This is a genomic window from Entomomonas sp. E2T0, assembly GCF_025985425.1.
Classification (GTDB): Bacteria; Pseudomonadota; Gammaproteobacteria; order Pseudomonadales; family Pseudomonadaceae; genus Entomomonas.
On sequence record NZ_CP094972.1, the window covers coordinates 1157824 to 1173297 of the forward strand.

Below are 15474 nucleotides of genomic sequence, written 5' to 3' on the forward strand. Positions count from 1 at the left end.
GTTGTTTGTAACGGGGAGCTCTTGGAGCGTTAATACCCATCATTGGAGCATATAATGGCTAAGAAAATAACGGCATATATTAAATTGCAAGTAAAAGCCGGTCAGGCTAACCCTAGCCCACCAGTTGGTCCTGCATTAGGTCAACATGGTGTAAACATCATGGAATTCTGTAAAGCGTTCAATGCTAAAACACAAGGCATGGAACCAGGTCTTCCTACACCAGTTATCATTACTGTATACGCAGACCGTAGTTTCACTTTTGAAACTAAGAGTACTCCTGCTGCTGTATTATTAAGAAAAGCGGCTGGTATTAAAAGTGGTTCTGCTAAGCCTAATACACAAAAAGTGGGTACTGTAACTCGTGCTCAACTAGAAGAAATTGTTAAAGCTAAACAAGCTGATTTAACAGCTGCTGATTTAGACGCTGCTTTGCGCACCATCGCTGGTTCTGCTCGTAGCATGGGCTTAAATGTGGAGGGTGTATAATGGCTAAGTTAACTAAGCGTCAAAAAGCTATCGCTGAAAAAGTTGAAGCAAATAAAGTTTACGCAATTGAAGATGCAGCTAAATTATTAGCTGAATTATCAACTGTCAAATTTAAAGAATCAGTTGATATTGCTGTTAATTTAGGCGTTGACCCTCGTAAGTCAGATCAAGTAGTACGTGGTGCTGCTGATATGCCTAATGGTACAGGTAAAACTGTACGTGTTGCTGTATTCACTCAAGGTGCTGCTGCTGAAGCTGCCTTAGCTGCTGGTGCAGATAAGGTGGGTATGGATGAATTAGCTGCTGAAATGAAAGCGGGTGATTTAAACTATGACGTAGTAATCGCTTCTCCTGATGCAATGCGTGTGGTTGGTCAATTAGGTCAAGTATTAGGTCCTCGTGGTTTAATGCCTAACCCTAAAGTGGGTACTGTAACTCCAGATGTTGCTACTGCTGTTAAAAGTGCTAAAGCTGGTCAAGTTCGTTTCCGTACTAATAAAGAAGGTATTATCCATGCCTCTATTGGTAAAGTTGACTTTGAACCAGTTAAATTAAAAGAAAACTTAGAAGCGTTACTAACTGAAATTAAACGTTTAAAACCTTCTACTTCAAAAGGTGTTTACTTGAAGCGTGTTACTCTTAGCTCAACAATGGGTCCAGGGTTACAAATCGATCAGGCATCTTTAAATATTTAAGAATTATTGCATCATTGATAAATGATGCTAACTAGATTGGGGTCCCTGCCTGGCGGGGGCTATCCAAGACCGTAGGTGGTTAACCTTAATCTTATAGGCCTACGCAGATGGTGCTCCCGATTCCAATGAATCAGACACCAAAACCGCTTAATAGATAACTATTAAGTTTAATGGAACATCCAGGAGTAAACCCGTGGCAATTAAACTCGAAGACAAAAAAGCGATTGTTGCTGAAGTCAGCGAGGCTGCTAAAAGCGCTTTATCCGCCGTTGTTGTTGATGCACGTGGCGTGACTGTAAGTGCTATGACTGGACTTCGTAAACAGGCTCGTGAATCTGGTGTATATATGCGCGTTGTGCGTAATACACTACTTCGCCGTGTAGTAGAAGGTACTCCATTTGAAGTACTTACTGATACATTTAAAGGCCCTACCTTAATTGCTTTCTCTAATGAACATCCAGGCGCTGCTGCCCGTATTTTCAAAGATTTTGCAAAAGGTCAAGAGAAGTTCGAAATCAAAGCTGCCGCTTTTGAAGGCAATTTGATTGCAGCTGATGCTTTAGCAAGCTTACCAACATACGACGAAGCTATTTCACAATTGATGAGTGTTATTCAAGGTGCAACTAGCAAGTTTGTTCGTACATTGGCCGCTATCCAAGCACAAAAAGAAGCTTCTGCAGCTTAATTTTTCTGCGAAAGTTTATTGGTTTAACAAGTTATTTAATGGTTTTTTAACCATTTCAATTATATAGGAATTTAGAGTTATGGCTCTTACTAACGAAGATATCATCAATGCAGTTTCTGAAATGTCAGTAATGCAAGTTGTTGAATTAATTAAAGCAATGGAAGAAAAATTTGGTGTTTCTGCTGCTGCTGCTGTAGTTGCTGGTCCTGCTGGTGCTGGTGCTGAAGCTGCTGAAGAGAAAACTGAATTCACTATCTTCTTAGCTGAAGCTGGTGATAAGAAAGTTAACGTAATTAAAGCAGTACGTGAAATCACTGGTTTAGGTCTTAAAGAAGCTAAAGCAGTTGTTGATGGTGCTCCAGGTGTTGTTAAAGAAGGCGCTACTAAAGACGAAGCTGAAGCAGCTAAGAAAGCACTTGAAGAAGCTGGTGCTAAGGTTGAACTTAAGTAAGTTTAGCTTAATGTTGGCAGCTCCAACATTAAAATAGAGCTGATGGCTGGTGGCTTTTGCCACCGGCCTTTTTCCGTTATAGCTTAGGGCTATAATTGAGGAGTTAACTCCTTGAAATTAAAGATTTTTTCAGGCTCATTTATATTGAATGAGTTTAACCAGATTACCACTGGGGCGCACGATGGCTTACTCTTATACTGAAAAAAAACGTATCCGCAAAGATTTTAGTAAGTTGCCGGATGTTATGGATGTACCCTATTTACTAGCGATTCAGTTAGATTCTTATAAAGAATTTTTACAGAAAGGCGTTAGTAAAGAGCAACTCCGTGATAAAGGGTTACATGCAGCTTTTAAATCCGTCTTTCCAATTCTTAGCAATTCAGGCAGTGCTGCCCTAGAATATGTGGGCTACCGCTTTAGCGAGCCGGCATTTGATGTTAAAGAATGTATTTTACGTGGCATTACCTATGCAGTACCTTTACGCGTTAAGGTTCGTTTAATTATTTTTGATCGTGAGTCATCTAATAAAGCGATTAAAGATATTAAAGAACAAGAAGTCTATATGGGCGAAGTACCTTTAATGACTGATAATGGTACTTTTATTATTAATGGTACTGAGCGGGTAATTGTATCTCAATTACATCGTAGTCCAGGTGTGTTCTTTGACCATGATCGTGGCAAAACACATAGTTCAGGTAAGCTGTTATATTCAGCGCGTATTATTCCTTACCGTGGCTCATGGTTAGATTTTGAATTTGACCCTAAAGATCAAGTGTTCGTACGTATTGATCGCCGTCGTAAACTACCTGTTTCTGTATTATTACGTGCTTTAAACTATACTACAGAAGAAATTCTGAACGAATTCTATGATACTAATATCTTTAATGTTAAAGATGATCATTTAACTTTAGAATTAGTGGCATCCCGTTTACGTGGTGAAATTGCTGCTTTTGATATTCGTGATGAGAAAGGCAAAGTAATTGTTGAACAAGGTCGTCGGATTACTGCTCGTCATATTAATTTATTAGAAAAGGCAGGTATTACAGAGCTTGAAGTAGGGCTAGACTATATTTTAGGCCGTACTTTAGCGCATGATGTGGCTGATCCAGCAACTGGTGAAATCATTGCTGGATGTAATACAGAGATTACTACTGAATTATTAGCAAAATTAGTAAAGGCTGGTGTAAAACGTATCGAAACGATTTATACCAATGATATTGATTGTGGTCCATTTATTTCTGATACCTTGAAAAATGATAGCACTAGCAATCAATTAGAAGCCTTAGTTGAAATTTACCGTATGATGCGTCCTGGCGAGCCTCCAACCAAGGATGCGGCTGAGAATTTATTTGGTAATTTATTCTTCTCAGCAGAACGTTACGATTTATCAACGGTAGGTCGTATGAAGTTTAATCGCCGTATTGGTCGTGAAGAAATTGAAGGTTCTGGCGTATTAAGTAAAGAAGATATTATTGATGTTCTAAAAACTTTAGTGGCTATTCGTAATGGTAAAGGTACAGTGGATGATATTGACCACTTAGGTAACCGCCGTGTACGTTGCGTTGGTGAAATGGCTGAAAACCAATTCCGTGTTGGTTTAGTGCGTGTTGAGCGTGCGGTTAAAGAACGTTTATCAATGGCGGAAAGCGAAGGTTTAATGCCACAAGATTTAATTAATGCTAAACCAGTAGCTGCTGCTATCAAAGAATTCTTTGGTGCTAGTCAGTTATCACAGTTTATGGATCAAAATAATCCATTATCTGAGATCACTCATAAACGTCGTGTTTCAGCATTAGGCCCAGGTGGTTTAACTCGCGAGCGTGCTGGTTTTGAGGTGCGTGACGTACATCCAACTCATTATGGTCGTGTATGTCCAATTGAAACGCCTGAAGGTCCAAATATTGGTTTGATTAACTCATTAGCTGCTTATGCGCGTACTAATGAATATGGTTTCTTAGAAAGCCCATATCGTGTCGTTAAAAATACAAAAGTAACTGATGAGATAGTTTACTTATCAGCTATTGAAGAAGCTGATCATGTAATTGCACAGGCCAGTGCTAAGTTAGAAAAAGGTAAATTGGTTGAAGAGTTAGTAGCCGTTCGTCATATGAACGAATTCACTGTTAAGGCACCAGAAGATGTGACCTTAATGGATGTATCTCCTAAACAAGTTGTGTCAGTAGCTGCTTCATTAATTCCATTCTTGGAGCATGACGATGCGAACCGTGCTTTGATGGGTTCAAACATGCAACGTCAAGCAGTGCCTACCTTATTAGCGGATAAACCGTTAGTAGGTACGGGTATGGAGCGTTATGTGGCTCGTGACTCTGGTGTGTGCGTGGTTGCAACCCGTGGCGGTGTGATCGATTCAGTGGACGCTAGTAGTATCGTGGTACGTGTTGCCGATGATGAGGTTGAAACAGGTGAAGCTGGGGTTGATATTTACAACCTAACTAAATATACCCGTTCTAACCAAAACACTTGTATTAACCAAACACCTTTAGTACAAAAAGGCGATGTGGTTGCCCGTGGCGATATTTTAGCAGATGGTCCTTCTACCGATATGGGTGAATTGGCACTTGGTCAAAATATGCGGGTTGCGTTTATGCCTTGGAATGGTTATAACTTCGAAGACTCGATTTTATTATCTGAGCGTGTAGTGCAAGAAGATCGTTTTACTACTATCCATATTCAAGAATTAACTTGTGTATCCCGTGATACTAAACTTGGCCCAGAAGAAATTACCTCAGATATTCCTAACGTAGGTGAGATGGCTCTTAATAAGTTAGATGAGTCAGGTATTGTTTACGTAGGTGCTGAAGTTCAACCGGGTGATATTTTAGTGGGTAAAGTAACCCCTAAAGGTGAAACACAATTAACACCAGAAGAAAAGCTATTACGTGCTATCTTTGGTGAAAAAGCCAGTGATGTAAAAGATACTTCACTACGTGTGCCTACTGCAACGAAAGGTACAGTAATTGATGTTCAAGTGTTTACACGTGAAGGTGTAGAGCGTGATGCGCGTGCTTTAGCTATTGAGAAATCTCAGTTAGATGCGATTCGTAAAGACTTAAACGAAGAGTTCCGTATCGTTGAAACGGCTACCTTCGAGCGTTTAAGTGCAGCCTTAGTAGGTAATAAAGCGGATGGTGGTGCAGGCCTTAAGAAAGGTACAGCATTAACCCAAGAGATTCTTGATGATATTGAACATGGTCAATGGTTCAAGATTCGTATGACTGATGATGCACTTAATGATCAGTTGGAAAAAGCACAAGCTTATCTTGCTGATCGTCGTAAGTTATTGGATGAGAAGTTCGAAGATAAGAAACGTAAGCTGCAACAAGGTGATGATTTAGCACCTGGTGTTCTAAAAATTGTTAAAGTTTACTTAGCGGTTAAACGTCGTATTCAGCCGGGTGATAAGATGGCTGGTCGTCATGGTAACAAAGGTGTGGTATCAGTGATCATGCCTGTGGAAGATATGCCATATGATGAAAACGGCGAGCCAGTAGATATTGTATTAAATCCATTGGGCGTACCATCACGTATGAACGTGGGACAAATTCTAGAAACCCATTTAGGTTTGGCTGCAAAAGGTTTAGGCGTTAAGATCAATCGTATGTTAGAAGAACAGCGTAAAGTAGCTGAAATGCGTGAGTTCTTAAATGAGATTTATAATGAGATTGGTGGTCGTCAAGAAAATATTGATGAATTAACAGATCAAGAAGTTATTAATCTAGCTAATAACCTACGTAAAGGTGTTCCTATGGCTACCGCTGTATTCGATGGTGCTAAGGAAACAGAAATCAAGGCAATGCTAAAACTAGCAGATATGCCTGAGTCTGGTCAAATGCGTTTATATAATGGCCGTACAGGTGATGCTTTCGAGCGTCCAGTAACTGTAGGTTATATGTACATGTTGAAACTTAACCACTTAGTGGATGATAAGATGCATGCTCGTTCTACAGGTTCTTATAGCCTTGTAACGCAACAACCTTTAGGTGGTAAAGCACAATTTGGTGGTCAGCGGTTCGGTGAGATGGAAGTGTGGGCGCTAGAAGCATATGGTGCAGCTTACACCTTACAAGAAATGTTGACTGTGAAGTCGGATGATGTGAACGGCCGTACTAAGATGTATAAAAACATCGTGGATGGTAATCATACAATGGAAGCTGGTATGCCAGAATCCTTTAACGTATTGATTAAAGAAATCCGTTCACTTGGTATCGATATCGAACTGGAAACTGAATAACACGTGTTTAGCAGTGGAACAGACAATAATGTGCTGTTCCTGCTCCGTTAGGAGGAAAAGCTTTGAAAGATTTGCTTAATTTATTGAAAAATCAAGGTCAATCCGGTGAATTCGATGCGATCCGCATTGGTTTGGCTTCGCCTGAAATGATTCGTTCATGGTCTTTTGGTGAAGTTAAAAAGCCAGAAACCATTAACTATCGTACCTTTAAACCTGAGCGTGATGGTTTATTCTGTGCCAAAATCTTTGGTCCAGTAAAAGACTATGAATGTTTATGTGGAAAATATAAACGTTTAAAGCACCGTGGTGTGATCTGTGAAAAATGTGGTGTTGAAGTTGCCTTAACGAAAGTACGTCGTGAGCGTATGGGGCATATTGAGTTAGCTTCACCTACAGCACATATTTGGTTCTTAAAATCATTACCATCACGTATTGGCTTATTATTAGATATGACGCTTCGTGATATTGAGCGTGTGCTCTATTTCGAAAGCTATGTAGTAATTGATCCAGGTATGACTACCTTAGAGAAAGGTCAATTATTAAATGATGAACAATACTTTGAAGCCTTAGAAGAGTTTGCTGATGAGTTTGATGCACGGATGGGTGCTGAAGCAATTCGTGAATTATTAATGCAAATTGATTTAGAGTTTGAAATTAATCGTTTACGTGAAGAAATTCCACAAACGAATTCAGAAACTAAGATCAAAAAGCTATCTAAGCGCTTAAAACTAATGGAAGCTTTCAAAAACTCAGGTAATAAACCTGAGTGGATGATTTTAACTGTATTACCAGTACTTCCACCTGATTTAAGACCATTAGTACCATTAGATGGCGGTCGTTTTGCAACATCTGATCTAAATGACTTATACCGTCGTGTTATTAACCGTAATAATCGTCTAAAACGTTTATTGGATTTAGCAGCACCAGATATTATTGTACGTAACGAAAAACGTATGTTACAAGAGTCTGTGGATGCGCTATTAGATAATGGTCGTCGCGGTCGTGCTATTACTGGTTCTAACAAACGTCCTTTAAAATCTTTGGCTGATATGATCAAAGGTAAACAAGGTCGTTTCCGTCAGAACTTATTAGGTAAACGTGTGGACTACTCTGGTCGTTCAGTAATTACCGTAGGTCCTACTTTACGTTTACACCAATGTGGTTTACCTAAGAAAATGGCGCTTGAGTTATTCAAACCATTTATTTTTGGTAAATTAGAAGCACGTGGTATTGCAACTACTATTAAAGCCGCTAAGAAAATGGTGGAGCGTGAATTACCTGAAGTATGGGACGTTCTAGCTGATGTGATTCGCGAACATCCAGTATTATTAAACCGTGCACCAACCCTGCACCGTTTAGGTATTCAAGCGTTTGAACCTGTATTAATTGAAGGTAAAGCTATTCAGTTACACCCGTTAGTATGTGCGGCTTATAACGCTGACTTCGACGGTGACCAAATGGCAGTACACGTACCATTAACCATTGAAGCTCAATTAGAAGCTCGTGCGTTAATGATGTCTACTAATAACGTATTATCACCTGCTAACGGTGAACCTATTATCGTACCTTCACAAGACGTGGTACTAGGTCTTTATTATATGACCCGTGAAGCAGTAAACGCTAAAGGTGAAGGTCGTGCCTTTGCTGATTTGCAAGAAGTGGATCGTGCTTACCGTTCAGGCGAAGCAGCTTTACATGCGAAAGTAAAAGTGCGTATTAATGAAGTAGTTAAAGATCGTGATACAGGTGAAATTACTAAAAATACTCGTATTGTAGATACTACTATTGGTCGTGCACTATTATTCCAAATTGTACCAGATGGCTTATCTTTTGATGTGGTTAATCAACCTATGAAGAAGAAAGCAATTTCTAAGCTAATTAACCAAGCTTATCGTACAGTGGGTTTAAAAGACACCGTAATTTTTGCTGACCAATTAATGTATACAGGTTTTGCATACTCTACCTTATCAGGTGTATCTATTGGCGTGAATGACTTTGTTATTCCTGATGAGAAAAGACGTATTATTGAAAGTGCTACTCGTGAAGTGAAAGAGATTGAAAGCCAATATGCTTCTGGTCTGGTAACACAAGGTGAGAAGTACAATAAGGTAATCGATCTTTGGTCAAAAGCGAACGATGAAGTATCAAAAGCAATGATGGCTAACCTTTCTAAAGAAAAGGTTATTGATCGTGAAGGTAAAGAAGTTGAGCAAGAGTCTTTCAATTCTATGTATATGATGGCTGACTCAGGTGCGCGGGGTTCTGCAGCACAGATTCGTCAGTTAGCTGGTATGCGTGGTTTGATGGCGAAACCAGATGGCTCTATTATTGAAACACCAATTATTGCGAACTTCCGTGAAGGCCTAAACGTATTACAGTACTTTATTTCTACCCACGGTGCTCGTAAAGGTCTAGCAGATACCGCATTAAAAACAGCTAACTCTGGTTACTTAACCCGTCGTTTAGTAGACGTAGCACAAGACTTAGTAGTAAATGAGCGTGATTGTGGTACAGATCAAGGCTTGTTGATGACTGCCTATATTGAAGGCGGTGAAGTGGTTGAGCCATTGGCTGAACGTGTATTAGGTCGTGTCGTTGCAAATGATGTTATTAAACCAGGTAGCAAGAATGAAGTAATCATCCCAGCAGGTACTTTACTTGACGAGAAATGGGTTGAGTTTGTTGAACAAATGAATGTTGACGAAATATTTGTACGTTCGCCAATTACCTGTGAGTCACGTTATGGTTTATGTGCTCAATGCTATGGTCGTGATTTAGCACGTGGTCACCTTGTAAATATGGGTGAGTCAGTAGGTGTTATTGCTGCTCAGTCAATTGGTGAACCAGGTACTCAGTTAACCATGCGTACTTTCCATATTGGTGGTGCAGCAAGCCGAAGTGCAGCAGCTGATAGCGTTCAAGTTAAAAATGGTGGTACAGTTCGTTTACACAACTTAAAACATGTAGTACGTGCTGATGGTGCCCTAGTAGCTGTATCTCGTTCTGGTGAGTTAGCCGTTGCTGATGAGTTTGGCCGTGAGCGTGAGCGTTATAAATTACCTTATGGTGCTGTAATCACTATTAATGATGGTGACAAAGTAGCTCCAGGTGCAGTAATTGCTAAGTGGGATCCAAGTACTCACCCGATTGTTTCTGAAGTTGAAGGTATGGTTTCTTTCGTAGGTATGGAGGAAGGCATTACCATTAAGCGTCAAGCGGATGAATTAACGGGTTTAACCAATATTCAGGTAATGGATCCTAAAGATCGTCCAGTGGCGGGTAAAGATATTCGTCCAGCAGTTAAATTAATTGATGCAAAAGGTAAGGATTTATTATTACCAGGTACTGATGTGCCAGCGCAATACTTATTACCTGCTAACGCCTTAGTAAACATTACTGATGGTGCGAAGATTGGTATCGGTGAAGTTATTGCCCGTATCCCAACAGAAACTGTTAAAACTCGTGATATTACGGGTGGTCTACCTCGAGTGGCCGATCTGTTTGAAGCACGTCGTCCGAAAGAGCCTGCAATTCTTGCAGAAATTAGTGGTACGATTTCTTTCGGTAAAGAAACTAAAGGTAAACGTCGTTTAGTGATTACTCCAACTGATGGTGCAGAGCCATATGAAGAGTTAATTCCAAAATGGCGTCACCTTAACGTGTTTGAGGGTGAGCAAGTAAGCCGTGGTGAAGTAATTTCAGATGGCCCTAGCAATCCACATGATATTTTACGTTTATTAGGCGTTTCTGCTTTAGCACATTATATCGTGCAAGAGATTCAAGAAGTTTATCGTTTACAAGGTGTGAAGATTAATGATAAGCATATTGAAACGATCTTACGCCAAATGTTACGTAAAGTAGAAGTTTCTGAAACAGGTGATTCAAGCTTAATCAAAGGTGATCAGGCGGAATTAACTAAAGTACTTGAAGAAAATGAAGAGCTAGTAGCAGCTAATAAATTCCCAGCAAAATATGAGCGGATTTTATTAGGTATTACTAAAGCATCATTATCTACAGAGTCCTTTATCTCTGCGGCTTCATTCCAAGAAACTACCCGTGTTCTTACTGAGGCAGCGGTAACAGGTAAACGTGATTATTTACGTGGACTTAAAGAAAACGTTGTGGTGGGTCGTTTGATACCAGCAGGTACTGGTTTGACTTACCATAATGAACGCAAACAAAAACGTGATATTGATCCAAATGCGCAAGTGAGTGCTGATGAAGTGGAAGCAGCATTAACAGAAGCATTAAACTTAACAGAAAATTAAGTTATATTGACAAAATATCATTGTTTGCTTGACGTGGGGATTGATTGTCTTTAGACTTTATATCCCTAAATTTGGCGGGGTTTTGCCTCGCCATTTTTATTATGTTGTAAAAATGTTTCGTGGAGCGATAGATGGCAACAATTAATCAATTGGTGCGCAAGCCTCGCAAGCGTCTCGTCGAAAAAAGTGACGTGCCAGCTTTGCAGCGCTGCCCCCAACGTCGTGGAGTTTGTGTACGTGTTTACACAACTACACCTAAAAAACCAAACTCGGCTATGCGTAAAGTATGTCGTGTGCGTTTAACTAATGGTTACGAAGTGACTTCCTACATCGGTGGTGAAGGTCATAACTTGCAAGAGCATAGTGTTGTGCTTATCCGTGGTGGTCGTGTTAAAGACTTACCAGGTGTGCGTTACCACACTGTGCGTGGTTCTTTAGACACTACTGGTGTTAAAGACCGTAAGCAAGCTCGTTCAAAATATGGCGCGAAGCGTCCTAAGTAATTTTTAATTTTTTATTGAGTCGATAAGAGTAAGGACGGGGTTATCCCGAACTAACCTGAAGACCGTTTTAGAGGGCTTATCCAATGCCAAGACGTCGTGTCGCAGCGAAGCGTGAAATTCTTGATGATCCTAAGTATGGAAGTCAAATTCTCGCTAAGTTTATCAATCACGTGATGGAAAGTGGTAAAAAAGCAGTCGCCGAACGTATCGTTTACGGTGCACTTGAAACCATTAAACAGCGTAAAAATACCGAGCAACCTTTAGAGTTCTTCGAAAAAGCACTTGAGGCTATCGCTCCCTTAGTAGAAGTAAAGTCACGCCGTGTAGGTGGTGCAACTTATCAGGTGCCGGTAGAAGTACGCCCATCACGCCGTAATGCGCTAGCAATGCGCTGGTTAGTAGATGCTTCCCGTAAGCGCGGTGAAAAATCTATGGCGCTAAGACTAGCGGGTGAATTATTAGATGCTTCTGAAGGCAAAGGAGCAGCAGTTAAGAAGCGTGAAGACGTGCATCGTATGGCTGAAGCCAACAAAGCATTCTCTCACTATCGCTTTTAACTGTTAACTATACAACGAGGACCTTATGGCTCGTACAACTCCTATTAATCGTTATCGTAATATTGGTATCTGTGCTCACGTTGATGCTGGTAAAACTACCACTACAGAGCGTATTCTGTTCTATACGGGTGTAAATCACAAGTTAGGTGAAGTTCATGATGGTGCTGCTACCATGGACTGGATGGAACAAGAGCAAGAGCGCGGTATTACTATTACTTCTGCTGCAACAACAGCATTTTGGTCTGGCTCAAATAAGCAGTTTGATAATTATCGTGTTAACGTAATTGATACTCCTGGTCACGTTGACTTTACTATTGAAGTAGAGCGTTCACTACGTGTACTTGATGGTGCCGTAGTAGTATTTTGTGGTACTTCTGGTGTTGAACCACAATCTGAAACTGTATGGCGTCAAGCAAATAAGTATTGCGTACCTCGTGTTGTGTACGTTAATAAAATGGACCGTGCAGGTGCTAACTTCTTACGTGTTGTTGACCAAATCAAAAATCGTTTAGGTCATACACCTGTACCTATTCAACTTCCAATTGGTGCTGAAGATAACTTCCAAGGCCAAATAGATTTGTTAAAAATGAAAGCAATCTATTGGAATGAAGATGATAAAGGTGTAACTTATCGCGAAGAAGAAATTCCTGCAGAGCTACAAGCACAAGCTGAAGAATACCGTTCTAGTATGGTTGAAGCAGCTGCTGAAGCTAATGAAGAGTTAATGAATAAATACTTAGAAGAAGGTGACTTATCTTATGATGATATCGTTGCTGGTCTACGTATTCGTACATTAGCTAATGAAATTGTGCCTGCTGTTTGTGGTTCTTCCTTTAAAAATAAAGGTGTACCATTAGTATTGGACGCAGTTATTCAATTCTTACCAGCACCTGATGAAATTCCTGCTATTAAAGGAACTGATCCAGATGATGAAGAGAAACATGATGAGCGTCATGCTGATGATAATGAACCATTCTCAGCATTAGCATTTAAAATTGCTTCTGATAAATTCGTAGGAACTTTAACTTTCGTACGTGTTTATTCAGGTGTATTAAAATCAGGCGACTCTGTAATTAACTCTGTAAAGGGTAAAAAAGAGCGTGTTGGTCGTATGGTGCAAATGCACGCTAACGATCGTAAAGAAATTGATGAAGTACGTGCAGGTGATATTGCTGCGCTTATCGGTATGAAAGATGTTACTACAGGTGATACTTTATGCGATAACGACAAGCAAATTATCCTTGAGCGTATGGACTTCCCAGAGCCAGTGATTTCGGTAGCTGTTGAGCCAAAAACTAAAGCTGACCAAGAAAAAATGGGTCTTGCTTTAAGTAAATTAGCTCAAGAAGATCCTTCATTCCGTGTAAAAACTGATGAAGAATCAGGCCAAACCATTATTTCTGGTATGGGTGAGTTGCACTTAGACATCATCGTTGATCGTATGAAACGCGAATTTGGTGTTGAGGCTAATATTGGTAAACCACAAGTTGCTTACCGTGAAGCGATTCGTAATACCTGTGAAGTTGAAGGTAAATATGTTCGCCAATCAGGTGGTCGTGGTCAATATGGTCATTGTTGGATTCGTTTTGCTCCTGCTGATGAAGGGCAAGAAGGTTTAGTATTTATTAACGAAATCGTTGGTGGTGCTATTCCTAAAGAATATATTCCAGCTATCCAGAAGGGTATTGAAGAACAGATGAAAAACGGTGTTGTTGCCGGTTATCCTCTGTTAGGTTTAAAAGCAACAGTATTTGATGGTTCATACCATGATGTTGACTCTTCCGAGATGGCATTTAAATTTGCTGCTTCAATGGCAACTAAACAACTTTCTACCAAAGGTGGAGCTGTGTTGTTAGAGCCTATTATGAAAGTTGAAGTAGTAACTCCTGAAGACTACATGGGCGATGTAATGGGTGACCTTAACCGCCGTCGTGGTATGATTCAGGGTATGGAAGATTCTGTTTCTGGTACCGTTATTAGAGCAGAAGTTCCATTGGGTGAAATGTTCGGTTATGCTACTGATGTTCGCTCAATGTCTCAGGGTCGTGCAAGTTACTCTATGGAGTTCTTGAAATATGCTGAGGCACCATCAAATATTGCTGAAGCAATTAGTAAAAAACAAGGTTAATATTTCCATTTGATTTGATAAGAGGTTTATTCTCGTGGCTAAGGAAAAATTTGAACGTAACAAACCCCACGTAAACGTAGGTACAATCGGTCACGTGGACCATGGTAAAACTACTCTAACAGCAGCATTAACTAAAGTGTGCTCTGATACTTGGGGTGGTTCTGCTAAAGCATTCGACCAAATCGATAATGCTCCAGAAGAAAAGGCGCGTGGTATTACTATTAATACATCTCACGTAGAGTACGACTCTCCAGCTCGTCACTACGCACACGTTGACTGCCCAGGCCATGCTGACTATGTTAAAAACATGATCACTGGTGCTGCACAAATGGATGGTGCTATCCTTGTTTGTTCAGCTGCTGATGGTCCTATGCCACAAACTCGTGAGCACATCTTATTGTCTCGTCAAGTAGGTGTACCTTACATTGTGGTATTCTTAAACAAAGCAGATATGGTTGATGATGCTGAGTTGATCGAATTAGTAGAAATGGAAGTTCGTGACTTATTAAATAGTTATGATTTCCCTGGTGATGATACGCCTATCATTATCGGTTCTGCATTAATGGCATTAGAAGGTAAAGATGATAATGGTATCGGTGTTTCTGCTGTACAAAAATTAGTTGAAACTTTAGATTCCTATATTCCTGAGCCTGTACGTGCTATTGATCAACCATTCTTAATGCCAATCGAAGACGTATTCTCAATCTCTGGTCGTGGTACTGTGGTAACTGGTCGTGTTGAGCGTGGTATTGTTAAGACTGGTGAAGAAATTGAAATCGTTGGTTTACGTCCAACTACTAAAACTACTTGTACTGGTGTTGAAATGTTCCGTAAATTGCTAGACGAAGGTCGTGCAGGTGAGAACATTGGTGCATTATTACGTGGTACTAAGCGTGAAGACGTTGAGCGTGGTCAAGTATTAGCTAAACCAGGTTCTATCACTCCTCACACTGAGTTTGAATGTGAAGTGTACATTTTGTCAAAAGAAGAAGGTGGTCGTCACACTCCTTTCTTCAAAGGCTACCGTCCACAATTCTACTTCCGTACTACTGACGTAACTGGTTCTTGTGAATTACCAGAAGGTACTGAAATGGTTATGCCAGGTGATAACGTGAAAATGGTTGTTACTTTAATTAACCCAATCGCGATGGAAGACGGTTTACGTTTTGCTATTCGTGAAGGTGGTCGTACAGTAGGTGCAGGTGTTGTATCTAAAATCCTTAAATAATTAGGATTTACCTGTTAAAAAGCCCAACTTATGTTGGGCTTTTTTATTGTTAATAGTTTATAAAAATACAATAAGCAACTAATTTAGTTTTTGGATTAAGATTACTAATTTCATCATTTCTCGGGTAAATTGTTTTACAATTATTTTGTGGAATCTTGTATTATTAACTGTTAGATTCTACATTTACCCCATTAATCTCTACTTATACGGTGTTATTTTAC

The 15474-nt window shown here is 40.0% G+C and carries 10 protein-coding genes; all 10 read left to right on the forward strand.

What is annotated here, in order from left to right; genetic code table 11:
* The first annotated feature begins 54 nt into the window (after window positions 1-54).
* The 10 genes from rplK to tuf all read left to right on the forward strand — a co-directional run bounded on the left by rplK (window position 55) and on the right by tuf (window position 15253).
* On the forward strand, window positions 55-486 hold the full coding sequence (gene rplK / locus MTZ49_RS05650) for a 50S ribosomal protein L11 (protein WP_264747379.1): 432 nt from the start codon (window positions 55-57) through the stop codon (window positions 484-486).
* Window positions 486-1181, forward strand: coding sequence for a 50S ribosomal protein L1 (gene rplA, locus MTZ49_RS05655; protein ID WP_264747380.1), 696 nt, complete (start codon window positions 486-488; stop codon window positions 1179-1181). The genes rplK and rplA overlap by 1 nt, the downstream gene beginning before the upstream one ends.
* A gap of 193 nt (window positions 1182-1374) precedes the next feature.
* Complete coding sequence (gene rplJ / locus MTZ49_RS05660; protein ID WP_264747381.1) at window positions 1375-1866, forward strand: 50S ribosomal protein L10; 492 nt, start codon at window positions 1375-1377, stop codon at window positions 1864-1866.
* A gap of 79 nt (window positions 1867-1945) precedes the next feature.
* On the forward strand, window positions 1946-2317 hold the full coding sequence (rplL, locus tag MTZ49_RS05665) for a 50S ribosomal protein L7/L12 (RefSeq protein WP_264747382.1): 372 nt from the start codon (window positions 1946-1948) through the stop codon (window positions 2315-2317).
* A gap of 181 nt (window positions 2318-2498) precedes the next feature.
* Window positions 2499-6569, forward strand: a complete 4071-nt coding sequence (rpoB, locus tag MTZ49_RS05670; RefSeq protein WP_264747383.1) for a DNA-directed RNA polymerase subunit beta — start codon at window positions 2499-2501, stop codon at window positions 6567-6569.
* 62 nt (window positions 6570-6631) lie between these two features.
* Window positions 6632-10837, forward strand: a complete 4206-nt coding sequence (gene rpoC / locus MTZ49_RS05675) for a DNA-directed RNA polymerase subunit beta' (RefSeq protein WP_264747384.1) — start codon at window positions 6632-6634, stop codon at window positions 10835-10837.
* 131 nt (window positions 10838-10968) lie between these two features.
* Window positions 10969-11340, forward strand: coding sequence for a 30S ribosomal protein S12 (gene rpsL, locus MTZ49_RS05680; RefSeq protein WP_264747385.1), 372 nt, complete (start codon window positions 10969-10971; stop codon window positions 11338-11340).
* An 83-nt stretch (window positions 11341-11423) separates the two neighbouring features.
* Window positions 11424-11897 (forward strand): 30S ribosomal protein S7, encoded by a 474-nt coding sequence (gene rpsG, locus MTZ49_RS05685; protein WP_201091855.1) that lies wholly within the window; start codon window positions 11424-11426, stop codon window positions 11895-11897.
* A 25-nt stretch (window positions 11898-11922) separates the two neighbouring features.
* Window positions 11923-14025, forward strand: a complete 2103-nt coding sequence (fusA, locus tag MTZ49_RS05690; RefSeq protein ID WP_264747386.1) for an elongation factor G — start codon at window positions 11923-11925, stop codon at window positions 14023-14025.
* A 34-nt stretch (window positions 14026-14059) separates the two neighbouring features.
* Complete coding sequence (gene tuf / locus MTZ49_RS05695; protein ID WP_264747387.1) at window positions 14060-15253, forward strand: elongation factor Tu; 1194 nt, start codon at window positions 14060-14062, stop codon at window positions 15251-15253.
* Window positions 15254-15474 lie beyond the last annotated feature (221 nt).